This window comes from Accumulibacter sp. (assembly GCF_029255285.1).
Taxonomy (GTDB): Bacteria; Pseudomonadota; Gammaproteobacteria; order Burkholderiales; family Rhodocyclaceae; genus Accumulibacter.
Map to the genome: position 1 here is coordinate 14445 of NZ_JAPUVI010000095.1, position 18047 is coordinate 32491.

Consider the following 18047-nt stretch of genomic DNA (forward strand, 5'->3'; position numbering starts at 1 on the left):
CACAGGCCCGGCCGGCGGGCGGCAAACCGACGGTTCACGGGGCCCTCGGCCTTGGCGGGCGACGGTTTCGTTCTGCCGGTGCGCGGTTCTTGCGAGCGGGCGCGTGGCTTTGCAGGTGGGCGAAAAATTCACGGTCGGCGCCCAGCATGTGCCGGGTAACGACATCGTAGGCGAGGAACTGGAAGACGTCGCCGACGCCCTGCCGGCCACTGCCATAATTGGCCGCCAGACGCTGCGCCTGGTCGGCCAATTCCTGGTGCAGCACGACATGCGCCGAGGCGCCGGGGAAGCCGGCGGCGACGATCGCCTGTTCCTCGTCGGAAAAGTGCTGGAGCACATCGGCAATCAGCCGGCTGACGATCACTCCGACCTCGTCGGCCGTGCCGCCGGAAAGTATTGCCGCCAGCAGTTCGTTGGCGTCGGTGAAAAGCTGTCGATGTCCGCGATCGACCAACTCGTTGCCACATTCGTAGGCTGGATGCCAGACTAGCTGAACGAAGTCGGCGACGAGATACTCCAGCGTGTTGGCCGGCCTGATCGCGTCCGGTGCCAGCTGGGCCTGGTTCCGGCCGCCGGCTTTCGCCCGGTAGAGCGCTTCGTCGGCGCGCTGAAACCACTCCTCCCAGGTGTCGCCGGCGTAACATTCGGCGGCGCCGATGCTGACCGTGAGTTGACCGATGACCGGGAAGCTGGCGCGTTCAATCTGGCAGCGCAGGCGTTCGGCAAGCATCGCCGCTGTAGAGCGGTCAGTGTTGGGACAAAGCACGATGAACTCCTCGCCGCCCCAGCGCGCCAGCGCGTCGGTGCCACGCAGCCGGCTCTGCAGCAGACTGGTCAGCGCCTGCAGAACCTGGTCGCCGACGGCGTGGCCATGCTGGTCGTTGATTGGCTTGAAGTGATCGATATCGATGATCAGCAGGCTGAGCGGCTGTTCGTAGCGGTTCAGCCGATCCATCTCGCGGCGTACGCACTCCTCGAGTCGGCGCCGGTTCCAGGCGCCAGTGAGCTTGTCGGTGCCGGCCACCTGCTCGAGTTCGACGACGGTCTGTCGCAGTTCCTGGTTGGTCCGCTGCAGGCGATCGAGGGTCTGCTGCATGGCCGGGCTGGCCGGCGGTGGGGCGACTTCGTGTATGATCGAGACGATAGACTGCAGTTTCTCGTCGGGCCCGACGACCGGCAGCTTGAGCCACAGATAGCGGTTGGTCCGGCCGCTCACGGGCAGATCGATTTCCTCATAGGCGGCCGGTGCGCCTTCGAGCAGTCGGCGCTCGCAACTCGCGAGTTGCTTACCCACGGCAGGGGGCAGCAACTCGTCTTCGGACTTCCCGTCGAGGCGCTCGATGCCGTCACCGAGCAGTCGTTCCATCTCCCGGTTGGACAATCGGTAACGTCCGTCCAGCCCCTTGACGCCAAACCCGACGCCTGAACTAGCCGGCATCAGCAGTGACAGCAGCGCCGTCATTCGGATCACGCCGTCCCGAGCTAGTGCCCTTACCAGGTCGTCGTCATTCACCGCCAAGCTCTCCCCCGAATTAGCCGTCGTCCGCGCGTCGCAGCACGTGGCCCGAACTCACCTCCGACCGAAGCGCCACTATACGGGTTTCAAGCGCACGAACCAAGGGGCTGCGCCCGCCCGCCTAGCGGGCGGGCTGGGCTTGTGGACGTGGTGCCAGGCTGACCCGATTGCGTCCTTGCGCCTTGGCGGCGTACAAGGCGCGATCGGCGCGTGCGACGAGTTCCAGCGCGGACTCCCCGGCCAGGTGGTCGGCGACGCCGATCGAGACCGTGATGTTGCCGATCCAGGAGTCGTTCTTGCCCACCTGCCGGATCCGGCTGGAGGCAACCAGCGCGCGCAGGGCTTCGGCGAGGCCGATGGCGCCGCCGCGCGGCGTCCGCGGCAAGATCACGGCGAATTCCTCGCCACCAAAGCGCGCGGCCGTGTCCTTGCCTTTGACGTTGGCTTTCAGGATCGTGGCGACGCTGACCAGCACCTTGTCGCCGAAGACGTGTCCGTGCGTATCGTTGAGGCGCTTGAACCAATCGAGATCGATCATCAGCAGACACGGCCCGCTGACGTCGTGGCAAGCTTCCTCGAGGGACGCCGCAAGTGCCAGATCGAAGCCCTTGCGATTGGCCAGTCCAGTCAAGCCGTCGAGCAGGGCCTCCTCGCGCGCGCGCGCGACCTCCTGCCTGAGCTGCTGCGCTTCCTGCGTACTCGCCGCCAGCCGTTGTTGCAGGGTACTGATCGCCTGCTGCATCTGCCGCGTGCCGCTCAGGATGTCGGCCAGCCCAGGCGCCTGCTCGGCCGCCTTCGCCGACGGTTGGGCGAGCGAGTCGCCCCAGCGTCGCAGAGAACTGTCGAATTCCGACGCCTGGTCACCGGCCTGCCGCGCGGATTCCGACACGCAGTCGACCAGTGAGCTGACGCTGTTGCCGATGCGCAGCGCGGACTCCGCGCTCAGCCCCGCGATGTGGCGCGCGTGCAGCACATAGCTCGCCTCATCGTCGAGCCGCCCGCCGTCGCGCAGCAGCGTGTCGACCGCCGCTTTCAGATCGGGGTTCAGACCCGAGACATATTCGTACCAGACAGCGTAGTTGACCGGGTGCAGAACGGCGTTCTGCTGGGTCATGCGCTGCAAGGCCAGGCGCAGATATTCCGTGCTCTGCGCCGCACTGTGGGGATACCTCATCGTTGTTTGCCCACCGTCTGCCATCTCCCTTATCGTTTAGCCAACCGTCTTGCCACGCTGCCTGCAGCCGGCTTCTGAGCGGCGCGCGGGCAGCGCGATGCGACCCTGCCGCAGCAAGCGTTCGACATCTTCGGCCGGTAGTGGTCGGCTGAACAAATACCCCTGTAGCTTGCCACAATTTGCCCGATGCAGGAAATCGGCTTGGGCCACCGTTTCCACGCCTTCCGCAACGACTTCCAGGCCCAGACTGCGTGCCAAGGCGATGATTGCGGTCGCGATCCCGGCATCGCGGCGATGGTGCGGCAAACCGTGCACCAGGCTCTGATCGATCTTCAGCACGCCGGTCGGCCAGCGTTTGACGTGGGACAAGGACGAGTAGCCACTTCCGAAGTCGTCTACGGACAAGCGGACACCGAGTTGCTGCAGGCGTTCGAGACCATCGACGCGGCCGGCATCCGGGTTCGTCAGAAGGCGTTCGCTGATTTCCAGTTCGAGCTGGTTCGGCTCGATCCCTGTTTCGGCAATGATCGCCGTCACGCAGGCAGCGAAGTCCCGCATCCACAACTGGCGCGCCGAGACATTGACCGCCACGCGTGGCACCATCACGCCGTCTCGTAGCCAGGTCTTCAATTGGCGGCAGGCGTGGCGGATCACCCATTCGCCGATGGCGACGATCAATCCGCTCTGCTCGGCGACAGGAAGAAAGTCGTTGGGCGAAATCAGGCCATGTTGCGGATGTTGCCAGCGTAGCAGGGCCTCGACGCCGGTAATCGTTCCGTCGTCGGCCAGTACCTGAGGCTGGTAGACCAGGCGCAATTCGTCGCGCTGCAAAGCATGGCCAAACTCGCTCGCCAGATCGAACTCGGGTGCGGTTTCTCCGTCTGGCGTCCGGACATGACGCTGCCAGTTGTTGCGGCCTCGTGCCTTGGCTTGATACATCGCGCTGTCCGCGTGCTTGAGCAGGCTGGCGCTGTCATCGCCGTCGTCAGGAAAGAGAGCGACACCGATACTGGAGCTGACCGTCACTTCGTGCTGGCCGATCTGAAAAGGCTGGCTGATGAGCGATTGCATGCGCTCGGCGATCCGCGTGACGACCTGCGTGCTGTCGAGATCGGGCAGCACGACGGCAAACTCGTCGCCACCGAGGCGGGCGACGTGCAATCCGGATTCCTCGCGCAAAGGCCGTGCAACGAAATCGCTGCCGCGCAGTTTTTCTTTCAGGCGTTCGGCTACGGCTTGCAGCAGGTAGTCGCCGGCGGCATGGCCGAGTGTGTCGTTGATCTGCTTGAAGCCGTCGAGATCGACGAACAGCAGGGCCACCTGACGCTTTTCGCCACGCGCACGCAACAACTCGCGGTCGAGCCGCTCGAGAAAGCTTTGCCGGTTGGGGATACCGGTCAGCGTGTCGAAATAGGCGAGGCGCCGGATTCTTTCCTCGTTGATCCGCTGCGAGGTGATGTCGCGCACCACGATCACGGCTTTGTCGGTACCGCTTGGCGCGATGCGCACTTCGTAGTGGTGGACGCCGTCGTTTTGCATCAGCCGGCAGACGGCTTCCTGCAGATCGCCGGTAGCGAGCGAACGCCGGAGGGCGTGGACGATCAGCCGCCCGACGTCGGCCGGCAGAACCTCGCTCAAGCGGCTCCCGAGCAGTCTGACCGGGGGGACGAAAGCGGTCGTTCCGTAGCCCTCCTTGTAGTCGAGAACAACGCCGGCTCGGTTGGCAAGAAAAATGATGTCCGGCATGGCGCGGACGATCGCCGACTGTCTTTCCTCGAGTTCGCGCAATTGCTGCGCCGCCTGTGCCGAGCGCAGCACGTAGCGCGCCCGATAGCCGAGAATCGGCCAATGGATCGGTTTGGCGATGAAATCGCTGGCCCCTGACTCGTAGGCCTGGTTGATCGAGTTCAGATCGTCCATTCCGGTAACCATGATCACCGGCACGTCGTTGGCATCCCAGCGCTGACGAATACACCGGCAAACTTCGAAGCCGTCGATTCCCGGCATGTCGACGTCGAGCAGGACCAGGTCCGGCGGCAGTTCGACGAGCAGGGCCAGCGCCGTTTCCCCATCGGCTGCCTGGCAAACCTCGAAGCCGAATTGCGACAGTGTCTCCTGTTCGAGCAGGCGCAGAACCTGATCGTCGTCGACGACCAAGGCTCGCGACAGATGGCGCTGCTCAGTGGCGCCCATCGACCTCGCCTCCCTCCTGGCGTCGTCGCGACAGCACGCCGGGAAAGCGCCGAAAAACCGATGCGGCATGTGGCAGAAGGGGAACTGCCTGGCACCCATGGCGCTTCGTTCTGCCGCAGCGGGTGGCAGATGGCGTCAAGGGCGCACGCGTCGAGCAGCCAGTCAAGGTCTGGGTCAGGCGAGGCGGAACGCGCTCAACGCCTGCTCGAGTTGCGTGGCCAGGTTGCGCAACGCGTGTGCCGATTGCTCGGTATCCTTGGCCGCCGAGTGATTGGCGTCAGCTATCTGGGCGATGCGTTCGACGCCACGGGAGATCGTCTGGCTGGCGACACTCTGTTCGCTGATCGCACCGGAAATGGTGCCGACGGCGGCGATGACCTGGCGCGTGCTGGTATCGATCTCGCCGACTGCCTGACCGGCCTGATCTGCCAAGCGCGCTCCTTGAACGACCTGCGCCACGCCATTCTCCATCTGCTCCACAGCCACCCGGGCGCCGTCCTGGATACCGCTGATCATGTCGCCGATCGAACGCGTAGACTTCGCCGTTCGTTCGGCAAGTTTGCGCACCTCGTCGGCGACCACCGCGAAGCCGCGCCCCTGTTCGCCGGCCCGCGCCGCTTCGATGGCGGCGTTCAAGGCGAGCAGATTGGTCTGCTCGGCAATTTCATGGATCACCTGAACGACGACCGAAATATCCCGCGAGCGGCGTCCCAGTTCGTCGACCGTGCCTGATGCCTGACGTACGAAGCCGGTGATCTGGCCCATCGCGCCGGTCGCCTGGCCGATGACTGCGGCGCCCTGTTTGGCCGCCTTGCCGGAGCCGTGCGAGAGTTGCTGCGCATCACGGGCATGTTGCGCCACCTGTTCGATCGTCGTGCTCGTTCGCTCGACCGAGATCGCCATTTCACTTGCCGCGTCACGCTGCACCTCGGCGCTGCGGCTGAGCTGCTGTGCCGAGCTAACCAGTGTCAGCGACTGAGCGAGCATCGTGCCGGCAGCCTGCTGCACATTGCCGAGCGTCGTCTGCAGATGGCCCGCCATCTGGCCGATGGCGCGCTTCAGGCAGCCGACCTCGTCGCGGCGGTCGGCGGTCAATGGACGGGTGAGGTCGCCATTGGCAATTCGCTCCGCTTCGGTGATCACCTCCTGCAACGGGCGCGTGATCCACAGGCGCGTCGCCAGGGAGCCACTGGCCATCGCCGCCACGATGATGGCCAGCGCCATCGTGACGATGTCGCGCACGATGGCGTTGGCACCGTCACTGATTTCGTCGAGGTAGCTCGTCGAAACCACGACCCAGTTCCAGCCCGGATAGTGATCGAACACGCCGATCTTCTGCCGGTGGCGGTTCTCTCCGGGATCGAGCCAGTCGTAGCGGATGACGCCGGACTTGCTGTCCACCATCTCGCGGACGAACTCGAAACCGCGGCTGTCCGTGGTGGCCAGCATGTTGACCCCTTCCTGGGTCGGATGAATGGTCGCCACGCCCTTGTGCGCACCGGCGTCAAGTGCCGCGACGTAACCGGTCTTGCCGACCTTGATGGCCAGCAAGTTCTGCTTCAGCGCCTTGAGCGACTCGGTAAACTCGAGGCCGACGAAAAAAATCGCCACGACCTTGCCCGTCGCATCGTGTACCGGCGCGTAGTGCGTCATGTAGTCCCGGCCGAACAACAACGCCTTGCCGGTGTAGGCCTGGCCGGCGAGAATGGCCCGGCGTGCCGGATGCTCGGCGCCGAGCAGGGTGCCGTTCGCCCGCGTACCGTCCTCCTTCTTCAGCGAAGTCGCCGTACGCAGAAAGTCGTCGCCGCGGCGAACGAAAATGGTCGCTACGGTTCCGGCCTTCGCCGTGAAGGCGTCGACCAGATCGATCCGTTCGCTGATCGCCACCCCCTGTTGCAGGAGGCGAGGCGAGTCCCCTTCCTGGACCAGTTCGGGTGGCTGTCTGTCGAAGCTTCCCGCAAACAGCCGGCCAGCGCGTTCGATATCGTTGCGCAGCCCTCGATCGAAAGCTTCGAGCATCGAGACGACGAGGCGGTTGGTTTGCTGCAACTGGTTCAGCGCGGCGTTTTCCAGTTGCTGGTGCAGATGCCAGGTGGTTCCCAGCGTTGCGGCCAGAATGATCAACAGCAGGACGACGCCCTGGACAAGATTGAGCTTCAGGGCGACGGAAAAATTTCGCAGGGCTTGCACGCCGGTCTCCTTTCGGTGCCATAAAAGGGAGAAAAAATGGCAAGTATAATGGCGTTCGACCATGAAGCTGAAATTGATTCCACGGCCGAACGACGATCGATGGAGCGCATCGTTGCCGGTGCGGCATCGTATGCCGGATGGCTGCAAGTCGCCCCGCCGCCGCCCTGCCGGCGAGTCGGCGGAGCGGGGGAAACGGGTGGACGATCGCCTTTCATGGACGAGCCATTGGTCTTATCATTGCGCGTCGCCGGTCAGCAACTGCGAGGGGATGGGTATTCGTCCGTTGTGCTGGCGCGGCGTGGGGAGTCGCATCGCGCTATCCGGCAACCGCCGCCGGGGGAACACCCAGGATTTTCGGAGAATCTGAGCCATGAAGTTGAAGCCGTCGTTCGCCATGCTTGGGCGTCCTCTCTGTCTGGTCAACGCGCTGGCCTTGTCTGCCGCCGCGAGCGCCACCTCGCCCGAACTGGTCGACATGAGTCTCGAGGATCTGCTCAACGTCGAGATCACCGGTGCCGCGCGCAAGTCGCAGCACCTCAACGACGTGGCGGCAGCGGTCTTCGTCATCAGTCGCGAAGATATCGAGCGTTCGGGTGCGACGAGCATTCCCGAAGCTCTGCGCCTGGCGCCGGGGGTCGCGGTGGCGCGCCTGGCGAACAATCGCTGGGCGGTCAGCGTGCGCGGCTTCAACAGCCGTTTCAGCAACAAGCTGCTGGTGCTGATGGACGGCCGCAGCATCTATTCGCCGATCTTCTCGGGCGTGCTGTGGGAGGACAACGATACGCTGCTCGAAGACATCGACCGTATCGAAGTGATTCGCGGGCCGGGCGCCGCGATGTGGGGTTCCAACGCGGTCAACGGAGTGATCAACATCATCACCCGCCGGGCGCGCGACACACAGGGCGGCTTGCTCGTCGCCGCGGGTGGCAGCGACGAAAGAGGGCTCGCGGCGTTGCGCTACGGTGGCGAGAGCGGCGACGGTCATTTCAGGGTCTGGGGTAAGGCTTTCGCGCGCGACGAAGCCGTGACTCCGGACGGCAGCTACGCCAACGACTACTGGCGCGCCGGGCGCCTGGGATTTCGCGGCGACTGGGCGATGGGCGACGGTCACCGGCTGACGCTCAGCGGTCAGGTCTTTTCGGGCGTGACCGGGGATACTTGGCGCCTGCCCGATCTCCGGTCGCCGAGCGGCCTGACGCTGAGCGACGTGCGACAGGAAGGGAAGGGGTTGCACCTGCTCGGTCGTGACGAATGGATGCTGGCCGGCGGTTCCGAAATGGCGGTGCAAGCCTACGTGGACTCGACGGAAATCGAGATCGCCGGTGTCTTCAAGGAACGGCGGACCACCGCCGACGTCGATTTCCAGCAGCGCATGCTGATCGGCGACCGTCACGATCTGATCTGGGGCCTGGGTTATCGCTATTCGCGCGACGCCATCGACTCGGGGAACGTCATTGCAATTCGCCGGGAGAGTCGTGGTTTCAGCCTCACCAGCGCCTTCATCCAGGACGAAATCACACTCGTGCCGAGCGAACTGCGCATGATGCTCGGCACACGACTGGAGTACAACAGCTTCACCGGCTTCGAGCCGATGCCCAATGCGCGCCTGATCTGGACGCCGACCGTCAGCCAGTCGCTGTGGGGCTCGGTTTCGCGGGCGGTACGCACGCCGTCGCGCGCTGAACTCGACGCGCAAGTCGATTTCTCGGTCCTGCCGGCCGGCGCGCCGGGCAATCCGAGCCCTCTGCCGATCCTGACCCGCAACGTTCCGGCCGAAGGAGATCTGCGCAACGAAACGGTGCTGGCTTACGAGATCGGTTACCGCCAGCAGTTTGGCCCCAGCCTGTCGGTCGACATCGCGGCTTTCCAAGACGAGTACGACGACCTGCGGGCAACGACGCTGGGCGGCACGCGCTTGGTCCTGGCGCGGCCACCCTACCTCATTCAGAGCGTTTTCCCCGACAACAGCGCCAGGGCCCGTACCCGCGGCATCGAGATCGCGGCGGACTGGTACCCGCTACCGTGGTGGCGGATTCAGCCGATCTACAGTTACATCGATCTGCACGCCTGGTCGAAAACCGGCGATCCGGGGTCGATCAGCACGGTGAACACGTTGAACGCTTCCGATCCGCAACATCAGATGTCGCTGCGCTCGTCGATGTCGTTCGCCGAGCGGCAGACTTTCGACCTCTGGCTGCGCTACGTCAGCCGGCTCGGCGATCACGGTTCGCCCTTGTTCGTCCCCGCCTACACGACGCTCGACCTGCGCTATGCCTGGCGACCGACGCGCGATCTCGAACTGTCTCTGGTCGGCCAGAACCTGCTCGACGGCCAGCATCCGGAAGCGATTCCCACTCTGCTGCCGTCGCAGGCGTTGGAGATTCAGCGCGGCGTCTACCTCAAAGCCAAGTGGCAGTTCTGAGAGCCACGAGATGAGGCTTCGGGTTCGCCGATGGCCTGTCCTTGTGCTGGCCATCGTCGCCGCAGCGGGGGCCATCGCATCGGCGCAGACGACGCTCAGCGAGGCACAGGCCAAGGCGGCTTTCATCCTCAACTTTGCCCGCTACGTCGAGTGGCCGGAGCGGGTGTTTTCCACCCGGGATGCGCCGCTGCTGATCTGCCTGGTCGGGCGCGATGCCCTCGGCAGCGCTGCCGCGTCGCTCGAGAGCCGGCAGGTGCAGGGGCGGGCCGTTGCCGTACGACGCGTGGTCGGCGTCGACGAGATGCGCGCTTGTCAGGTAGTATTCGTCGGCGAATCGGAAGAGCGGCGGGTGGCGCTGACGCTGCGCGGACTTGCCGGACAACCGATATTGACCGTCAGCGACCTGGACGGATTCATCGATGCCGGCGGCGCGATCGGCCTCGTCCATGGCGACGGGCGTCTGCAGTTCGAAGTCAATCGCCAAGCACTCGAACAAGCGCAGCTCAAGGCCAGTTCGAACTTGCTCAAACTCGCCCGCAATCTGGCCGACATCTCGGGAAGAAATCGATGATGCGTTTACGCGATCTGCCGCTGAAGAGCAAATTGATGCTCCTCATCGGAACGACGACCGGCGCCGGCCTCTTGGTCAGCACGCTGCTCTTCGGCGTTTCGGAGATCGACGACAACCGGGAAGGGGAGGTCGCCAAACTGTACGGCATGGCGGAATTCCTGGCGGCCAGCAGCGCGCCGGCGATCGCTTTCGAGGACGCGCGCACGGCCCGCGAGACGCTGGCCGGTCTGCGTGTGCGACCGGAAGTCCTCACCGCGTCGATCACCTTGCCGGCCGGCGGCGTCTTTGCCCATTACCCGCCAGGCGCCGACCGAACGGTGAGCGCGAGCCGACCGGGCGCCGCCAGCGCCTCGGTCACCGGTCTGTACTGGGATGACGTGCTGCGCATCGAGTACCCGATCCGGCAGGGGAGCGAAGTGATCGGGACGCTCGCTATCGAATCGAACCTGCGGCCGATGTGGGACGACATCGCGCATCGCATGCTGGTCGTCCTCTCCGGTACCTTGCTCGCTTTCGGAACGGCACTGCTGCTCGCGGCGCGTCTGCAACGCTCGGTATCGGCGCCCATTCTGCAACTGACCGAGGTCATGCGACAGGTGGCGGGCGACCGGAATTACTCGCGGCGCCTGCCGGTACTCGGGCGCGACGAAGTCGGCGAACTGATCGGCGGCTTCAACAGCATGCTGAGCGAAGTCGAGCAGCGCGACGACGAACTCCGAAAACACCGTGCCACGCTCGAACAGCAGGTCGAACAGCGCACCGCGCAACTGCGCCTGGCGAAGGAGCAGGCCGAAAGCGCCAACGTCGCCAAGTCGCGTTTCCTGGCCAACATGAGCCATGAGATCCGGACGCCGATGAACGGCGTCATCGGCATGGCCGACCTGCTGCTCGACACTCCCCTGTCGGAACAGCAGCGGCGCTACGCCGACACGCTGCGCATGTCCGCCGAATCGCTTCTTCATCTGCTGAACAACGTTCTCGACCTGTCGAAGATCGAATCCGGGCGGCTCGAAGTCGAATGCGTTCCCTTCAGTCCGCAGCGACTCGTCGAGGAAGCGGTGCAACCGTTCGGCGAAATGGCATCGGCCAAGGGGCTGCTGCTCAGCACCGTGTTTGCTCCCGACCTGCCGGCCGCCGTACTCGGCGATCCTTTCCGCATCAAGCAGATTATCAGCAATCTGCTGAGCAACGCGGTCAAGTTTACCGAGCACGGCTCGATCACCGTCACCCTCACCTGCGAGTGCTTGCCGAGCACCGTCAGTCCCGTGCCGGGCAGCGCTGGCGAGTCTTGCGCTCTGTGCTATTCCGTCACCGACACGGGCGTCGGTATTTCGCGCGAAGCGGGCGAAAAGCTCTTCGCACCCTTCACGCAGGCCGACAACTCGACGACCCGCCGGTTTGGCGGCACCGGACTGGGCTTGGTGATCATCCGCGAACTGGCCCACCGCATGAACGGTGATGTCGGCTTCGAGAGTTCCGAAGGCAAGGGGTCGACCTTCTGGTTCCGCCAGTGCGTCGAGCGTTACTCGGGACCGCTGCCCGAGCGCACCGCGTCGACACCGACCTCCCATCCCACCGGGGTTCGCGTGCTGCTCGTGGAAGACAACGACGTCAACCGTGAGATCGCCGGAGCCATCCTCAACACCCTCGGTTGCCAGACCGATTTTGCGCACGACGGTGCGCAGGCGGTGGATGCCGCCCGTCGCGGCTTCTACGACCTGATTCTGATGGACTGCCAGATGCCGGTCATGGACGGTTTCGCGGCCAGCCGCCAGATCCGCCAGGAGGAGCGGCAGTCCGGCCGCGCCGCGGTGCCGATCGTTGCCCTGACGGCGAATGCCTTGGCCGGCGACCGCGAACAGTGTCTGGCGGCCGGCATGAACGACTATCTGGCGAAACCGATCAACCGGGCGCAACTCTCCGCGGCGCTGGTGCGCAACGTGACGCTGCCGGTCGCTCAGCCGAAGGCCGGCGAAGCCGATGCCGGGGCAGCGCATGCCAGCCCGAGGCGCAACGAACGCCGCGCCGCGCTGGTCTTCGACCCACGCGTCGTCCAGTCGCTGCCGATGGTTGCCGACGGTTCGAAACCGGAGTTTGCCGACCGCGTGCTCGACATGTTCAACGAAAGCGCCGGCCGGCTGCTGACCGACATCGAACAGGCCGCCAGCCAGGGCGACACCACGATCTTGCAGCGTGCGGCGCATACGCTCAAGTCGTCGAGTGCCACGGTGGGTGCGCTGGCGCTGTCCGATCAGGCCAGGCAGCTCGAAGCCTTGCTGCGCGCCGGCGAGCAGCCGGCCGCCGACTGGCCGCTGCTCTTGCGTCGCTCCTACGATGATTTCCAGGGGGCGCTGGCCCGGCATCGCGCGGCGGCCGCCGCGAAGAAGGAAGGAGGTGGCTAGTGGCGACGCCAGATGCGAAAGGACGTGTGCTGCTGGTCGACGATGACGAAATGGTCCGCATTCTGGCCGCGGAGTCGCTGCGCCATGCAGGTTTCACGGTCAGCGAAGCGGATTGCGGCGAGGATGCGCTGCGTCTCTTCGACGAACAGCGTATTGATCTGGTGCTGCTCGACGTGATGATGCCGGGCATCGATGGCTATGCGGTATGCGAGTGGATCCGTCAACATTCGCTCGGCAAGTGGCTGCCGATTCTGATGCTCACCGGCCTCAACGACACGGATTCCATCGAACGGGCCTATGCCTCCGGCGCCACCGACTTCATTACCAAACCGATCAACTGGCTGCTGCTGACGCTGCGCGTGCGCTACGGCCTGCGTGCCAGTCGCGCCATCCAGGACGTGGCGCGCAGCCAGCAGAGCCTGGCGCAGGCCCAGCGACTGGCGCGGATCGGCAACTGGGAGTGGTCGAGGGAGGACGGACGCCTGTCGTTCTCCGACGAGACGAGGCGCATTTTTGGCGACGTGGATCTTGCCGGCAGCGCTACACCAAAGCTCTTTTTGAACCGCGTCCGGCAGACTGATCGGGCGCGCCTGGACGCCGCCCGGCAAGCCTTGTTGCGCGAAGGAAGCCCTTACCAGATTTCCTACGGCATGCTGCGCGAGGACGGCACACTGCTCGAAGTGTTCGAGGAAGCGGTTCCGGTCAGCGACGCGAGTGGGCGAATAGTCGGCGCCGAAGGTTTTACCCAGGACATCACCGAGCGCGTCCAGGCGCAACGCCGCATCGAGCATCTGGCCATGCACGACGCGTTGACCGGACTCGCCAACCGGCAGTTCTTCGCCGAAATGGTCGGCGTCGAACTCGACCGCGCACAACGTGTGGGCAATTGCTGCGCCATCCTGCATCTCGACCTCGATCATTTCAAGAGCGTCAACGACGCGCTCGGGGATGCGGCCGGCGATCGCCTTCTGTGCACGGTCGCCGAGCGACTGCGCTCGTCGGTGCGCGGCGCCGACCTGCTGGCCTTGAACCCGCCGCTGCGGGCGGCCGAGATGGTCGCCCGCATCGACGGCGACGCCTTTACCGTCCTGGTCATGGAAGTGCGCATGCCAAGCCACGCGGCGATGGTCGCCGAGCGCCTGCTGCAGGCGGTTTCGCGAACGCTGCTGCTCGACGGACGCGAACTGGTGCTGACGGCGAGCATCGGCATCGCCGTCTTTCCGCGCGACGGCGACACGGTGGAGGCGCTGTGGCGCCACGCCGAACAGGCGATGTACGCCGCCAAGGCGGTGGGGCCGTCCACCTTCCGCTTCTTCGACGAGGAGATGAACAAGGCGGCGAGCGTCAAGCTTGAACTGGAAAACGACTTGCGCCGAGCGATCGCGCGCGGCGAGTTGCGGCTGCATTTTCAGCCCAAGATCGATCTCGCCAGCGGCCGGATGATCGGCGCCGAGGCGCTGGTGCGCTGGCAGCACCCGCAGCGCGGACTGCTCGGACCGAACGAGTTCATCCCGCTGGCCGAAGAATCGGGCTTGATCGTCGCGCTCGGCGACTGGGTCGTCGCCGCCGGCGCCCGGCAGTGCCGCGAGTGGGCCGACGCCGGGTTTGCCGCCTTGCGCCTGTCGATCAATCTGGCGAGCCCGAGCTTCCTGCAGGCCGACGTTTCGGCCAAGCTTTGTGCCGCCGTCCGGCACGCCGGGATCTCACCTCGGCAAATTGTGTTCGAGCTGACCGAGTCACTGCTGATGGTCGACGCCGATCGTACGATCACGATCCTCAGCGCTTTGCGCGACGAGGGCTTCGGGCTGTCGCTCGACGACTTCGGTACCGGCTATTCGTCGCTCAGCTACCTGCACCGCTTTCCAATCGACGAACTCAAGATCGATCGCACCTTCGTGACCGACGTCGCCCTTGGCGGCCGGCACGCGGCGATCGCCTTGTCGATCATCGAACTCGGTCACCAGTTCGGCATGCGAGTCGTCGCCGAAGGCGTCGAAACGCGTCAGCAGGCCGCTTTTCTGTTGGCGCATCGCTGCCCGGTCCAGCAGGGCTTTCTCTATTCGCGGCCACTGCCGGCCGATCGTTTTGCGGCCTCGTTCGCGCATGGCCAAGGCCACGATTTCAGGCGGCAGTTCTTGCTCGTCAGATGATCCCGCCTGGCAAGGTGGCCTCGGAGAAGCATCCGGCGCGATCGCGGCGGGGCGAACGTCCGGCTGGGCGCTCCCTTCTTCCGGTTGGCGCGACTGTGAGCTTCCGCTAGCCTTCCATACGCCGGAGTAGACTGGCGACACGGTCGCATTCGGCGGCAAACGGGGCTTGCAGATCGCTCGCCCTGCTGAGCTGACCGTCGCGTCCGGCTTGTTCGAGGCTGGCGCAGAGATCGCGCAGACGCCCGGCACCGATCTGACCGCTGCCCGATTTCAGCGTATGGGCGTGACGGGACATCGTCGCCAGGTCACCGGCCGCGATCGCGGAGACGATGGCTGCGCGATGTTCGCCGAGTTTCCTGCCGTAGAGCGCGAGAATCCGTGTGCACAGCGCGCTGCCGCCGAGACAATGCAGTTCTTCGAGTGCGGCAGGGTCGAGCCCTTCGTCAGTCGCCGCGCCATTTCCAGAGGTCGGGTTGGGCGGTGCGCCGGGAGGGGGCGCGGTGCTCGCCGGGCGACGGCCTATCGCCGAAGCCAGCTTGGCCAGCAGGACATCGGCCGCGAAGGGCTTGCTGAGGAAGTCGTCCATGCCGGCGGCCAGGCAGGCTTTGCGGTCGCTCTCGAAAGCGTTGGCGGTGATGGCGATGATCGGCAAGCGGCCGGGCAGCGCGCCGCTGTCTTCCAGCGCGCGGATCCGCCGCGTCGCCTCGTAGCCGTCCATCTCGGGCATCTGACAATCCATCAGTACGGCGTCGAAGCGTTGCGCGCGCACCGCCGCGACCGCCTGGCGCCCGTCCGCCGCGAGGCTTACCGAGTAACCGGCAAACTCGAGAATCTGACTTGCCACGAGCTGGTTTACCGGATTGTCTTCGGCCAGCAGCAGGCTGCCGGCCGTGCCCTTGGGCGCTTGCTGGTGCGCGGCGCTGGCCGGTGTTTCCGGTTCGACCGGCAAGCCGGGATCGATCTCGCGGCGCGTCGCCGCGCAATCGGCCGGCACGGCGGCAGGCGATGCGAATGGCAGGCTGAACCAGAAGCGGGAACCTTTTCCGACGACGCTGTCGACGCCGAGTTCGCCGCCCATGGTCGCGATCAGGTCGCGCGCGATGGTCAGTCCGAGTCCCGTGCCGCTGAATTGACGGGCTGTCGAATCGTCGGCCTGAACGAAGGACTCGAAAATGCAGGCCAGCTTGTCGGACGCTATGCCGATGCCTGTATCGAGGACCTCGGTGCGAACCTGTCCGTTGCCGTCCTCGCCGACCAGTGGCCATAGACGGACCGTGATCTCTCCCTCGGCGGTGAACTTGAGCGCGTTGCCGATCAGATTGGTCAGTACCTGGCGCACGCGCAAGCCGTCGCCCAGTACGCAAGGCAGGCCGGCGACGCTTTCGACGGCGAGGCGCAATCCCTTCTGGCGGGCACGCTGGGCGAACTGCCGGGTAACGGTATCGACTTCGGCGTCGAGGTCGAGTTCCTCGACGTCGAGCTTGAGCCGGCCGGCCTCGACCTTGGCCAGATCGAGAACATCGTTGATCAGCGAAAGCAGGTGCCCGCCCGACTGGCGTATCAGTTCGACCCGCTGCCTTTGCTCCGGGTCCAGGCACGAGCGCCCGAGCAGGTCGGCCAGGCCGAGGACACCGTTCAGCGGCGTGCGGATCTCGTGACTCATGTTGGCCAGAAACTGGCTCTTGGCCTGGCTGGCCTGCTCGGCCAGTTCCTTGGCGGCACGCATCTCCTCCGTAGCGCGTTGCAGGCGACGGTTGCTGGCCGCGATCTGGCGCGTGACGAGGACGCCGACTCCCGTGACGAAAGCGACGACGAGAAGAATCAAGGCCGCTTCCGCGCGGCGGTAGTTCAGGCGCTGGCCATCGAGTTGCGTTTCGAGCTCGCGCAAGCGCTGGTCGCTTTCGAAGAACAGCCGATTGGCGTTCTCGGTGAAGCGGAAGAAGGCCGGCGGCAGCAGTTTGAAATAGGCCTTGATCTCGCGCTCGATCGCCATGAAGGCCAAGCCTTCCTGCTTGCCGGCCGAGTCCTCGGCCGAAAGTTCGCGGGCTGCTTCGCGGCGTTCGGTGAGCTCGCGCAGCTCGGCCGCCTTGGCGCGGATCTGGTCGATCTGTGGACCGATCTCGATCACCTCGAGCACGTAGCCCGTCGCCTGCGGGTCGGGACGAAAGCTTGCTTCGCGGATCATTTGGTCGGCACCCTCGACGTTGAGGTCGACCTGCCGGCGGATGGTCCCCCCTCGCTCGATGACCTCGATGCCGTGTTCGAGATCCTTGGCTTTCGCCAACAGCTCGCGATGGATCCGCTCCCGGTTCTGCGGGCTGGTGGTCATCGCCAGGCGATAAAAGTCGGTTTCGATGGCGCCGATGAGGCGCACGATTTCCTCGCCGACAAAAAGGCGTGCCCGCTCGTTGGCCTGCTGGCGGTCGAGCTGTTCGATCCACTCGGCAAAAATCCAGGCGACGCCCAAAACGGCGAGGAAGCCGATGAAGAAGGCCGCCATCAGCCACCGCAGCCACAGTTCCTGGCGCCGCAGACGCTGCCAGTAGCGGCGCAGCGGTGCCAGAACAGGCGTCAGGAGCACGCGGTTCGCCTTAGCGGCCCGCCCGCGAACGAGCGTCGAAGAAACCGTGTTTGCGGAAGATGGCCTGCCCCATTTCCGAAGCGACGTAGTCGATGAAGCGCTTGCTCAAGGCCGGGTTCTGCGAGAGCTTGAGTTGTATCAGCAACAGCGCTTGCGGCTTGGCGAGCTTCGGGTCGAGGTCGAGCAGGTCGATCGCCGCGGCGTTGTCAGGGAAGAAGGCCGTCGCCCGCCAGTTGAGGGCGACATCCGCCTCGCCTCGCCGCATGGCGTTGTTGATCGATCGTGAGTCCGGGGAAAGGAAGGCGGCGTTGGCCACCACCCGCGCGTAGATGCCGAGACTGTCCAGCAGGCGTTTCGATTCCAGGCCTACGCTGCCGCTTTCGGCGTTGCCGAGGACGACCGCGAGATCCTTGCGCAGCAGTTCCCTGGCGTCGGCCTTGATCTGCCTCGGATTTCCTTTCTGCACGAAGAGGCCGAGCTGGTTGTAACCGACGGTGACCGGCTCGCCGAACAAGCCTTCGGCCAGGTGTTTGGTGTAGTAGCTCGGCTCGCCGGGCAGATAGAGGTCGCCGAGACCACTTCGTTTCGCACTCTGGAACAGATCCTCCGAGCCGCCCTGCGCGATGGTGATCTTGATTCCTTCGCTCTGCTCGAACTTGCGAGCCATTTCGGTGATTGGCCTGACCATGGTGATACCGCAGTAGATCAGCAGATTGGCGCTTTCTGCCGCAGCCGGATGGACGATCCATGGCGTCAGCAGTGCGGCGAGAATCAAGATGTATCGGCGGACCATGACGTTGCTTCCTGCCAAGCAAAAGCGTTATTCTTGCCGCTGATCGCCATGAGGT

The 18047-nt window shown here is 65.0% G+C and carries 10 protein-coding genes; 4 read left to right on the plus strand and 6 right to left on the minus strand.

Annotation, left to right across the window (positions count from 1 at the left end; genetic code table 11):
- Positions 1-34 precede the first annotated feature (34 nt).
- The 4 genes from Q1M07_RS13325 to Q1M07_RS13340 all read right to left on the minus strand — a co-directional run bounded on the left by Q1M07_RS13325 (position 35) and on the right by Q1M07_RS13340 (position 7073).
- Entirely contained in the window at positions 35-1513 is a 1479-nt protein-coding gene (locus Q1M07_RS13325) for a diguanylate cyclase (RefSeq protein WP_300454400.1), read from the minus strand.
- A gap of 124 nt (positions 1514-1637) precedes the next feature.
- On the minus strand, positions 1638-2690 hold the full coding sequence (locus Q1M07_RS13330) for a GGDEF domain-containing protein (RefSeq protein WP_300454401.1): 1053 nt from the start codon (positions 2688-2690) through the stop codon (positions 1638-1640).
- Positions 2691-2726: 36 nt separating this feature from the next.
- Positions 2727-4883, minus strand: a complete 2157-nt coding sequence (locus Q1M07_RS13335) for an EAL domain-containing protein (RefSeq protein ID WP_300454402.1) — start codon at positions 4881-4883, stop codon at positions 2727-2729.
- A 174-nt stretch (positions 4884-5057) separates the two neighbouring features.
- Positions 5058-7073 carry a methyl-accepting chemotaxis protein gene (locus tag Q1M07_RS13340; RefSeq protein WP_300454403.1) on the minus strand — a complete coding sequence of 672 codons (2016 nt, stop codon included), beginning with the start codon at positions 7071-7073 and terminating at the stop codon, positions 5058-5060.
- A gap of 370 nt (positions 7074-7443) precedes the next feature.
- Between Q1M07_RS13340 and Q1M07_RS13345 the strand changes: the two genes are divergently transcribed.
- Genes Q1M07_RS13345 through Q1M07_RS13360 form a run of 4 tightly spaced genes read left to right on the plus strand, consistent with a single transcriptional unit; the run spans position 7444 to position 14618 of the window.
- Positions 7444-9495, plus strand: coding sequence for a TonB-dependent receptor (locus Q1M07_RS13345; RefSeq protein ID WP_300454404.1), 2052 nt, complete (start codon positions 7444-7446; stop codon positions 9493-9495).
- A 10-nt stretch (positions 9496-9505) separates the two neighbouring features.
- A complete protein-coding gene (locus tag Q1M07_RS13350; protein WP_300454405.1) occupies positions 9506-10066 on the plus strand; it encodes a YfiR family protein in 561 nt (186 codons plus the stop codon).
- Positions 10063-12468 (plus strand): response regulator, encoded by a 2406-nt coding sequence (locus Q1M07_RS13355; protein WP_300454406.1) that lies wholly within the window; start codon positions 10063-10065, stop codon positions 12466-12468. The genes Q1M07_RS13350 and Q1M07_RS13355 overlap by 4 nt, the downstream gene beginning before the upstream one ends.
- On the plus strand, positions 12468-14618 hold the full coding sequence (locus Q1M07_RS13360; RefSeq protein WP_300454407.1) for an EAL domain-containing protein: 2151 nt from the start codon (positions 12468-12470) through the stop codon (positions 14616-14618). Before Q1M07_RS13355 ends, Q1M07_RS13360 begins: the two co-directional genes overlap by 1 nt.
- Before the next feature lie 106 nt (positions 14619-14724).
- Here the strand turns inward: Q1M07_RS13360 and Q1M07_RS13365 are convergent, their stop codons facing one another.
- Positions 14725-17199, minus strand: a complete 2475-nt coding sequence (locus Q1M07_RS13365) for an ATP-binding protein (RefSeq protein WP_300454408.1) — start codon at positions 17197-17199, stop codon at positions 14725-14727.
- Between the two features lie 10 nt (positions 17200-17209).
- On the minus strand, positions 17210-17992 hold the full coding sequence (locus tag Q1M07_RS13370; protein ID WP_300454409.1) for a substrate-binding domain-containing protein: 783 nt from the start codon (positions 17990-17992) through the stop codon (positions 17210-17212).
- Positions 17993-18047 lie beyond the last annotated feature (55 nt).

What these genes read in the sequence shown, in the direction of transcription:
- Q1M07_RS13355 (WP_300454406.1), top strand. Translation starts at nt 10,063, where the DNA reads ATGATGCGTTTACGCGATCTGCCGCTGAAGAGCAAATTGATGCTCCTC.
- Q1M07_RS13370 (WP_300454409.1), bottom strand. Translation starts at nt 17,992, where the DNA reads ATGGTCCGCCGATACATCTTGATTCTCGCCGCACTGCTGACGCCATGG.
- Q1M07_RS13350 (WP_300454405.1), top strand. Translation starts at nt 9,506, where the DNA reads ATGAGGCTTCGGGTTCGCCGATGGCCTGTCCTTGTGCTGGCCATCGTC.
- Q1M07_RS13345 (WP_300454404.1), top strand. Translation starts at nt 7,444, where the DNA reads ATGAAGTTGAAGCCGTCGTTCGCCATGCTTGGGCGTCCTCTCTGTCTG.
- Q1M07_RS13335 (WP_300454402.1), bottom strand. Translation starts at nt 4,883, where the DNA reads ATGGGCGCCACTGAGCAGCGCCATCTGTCGCGAGCCTTGGTCGTCGAC.
- Q1M07_RS13330 (WP_300454401.1), bottom strand. Translation starts at nt 2,690, where the DNA reads ATGAGGTATCCCCACAGTGCGGCGCAGAGCACGGAATATCTGCGCCTG.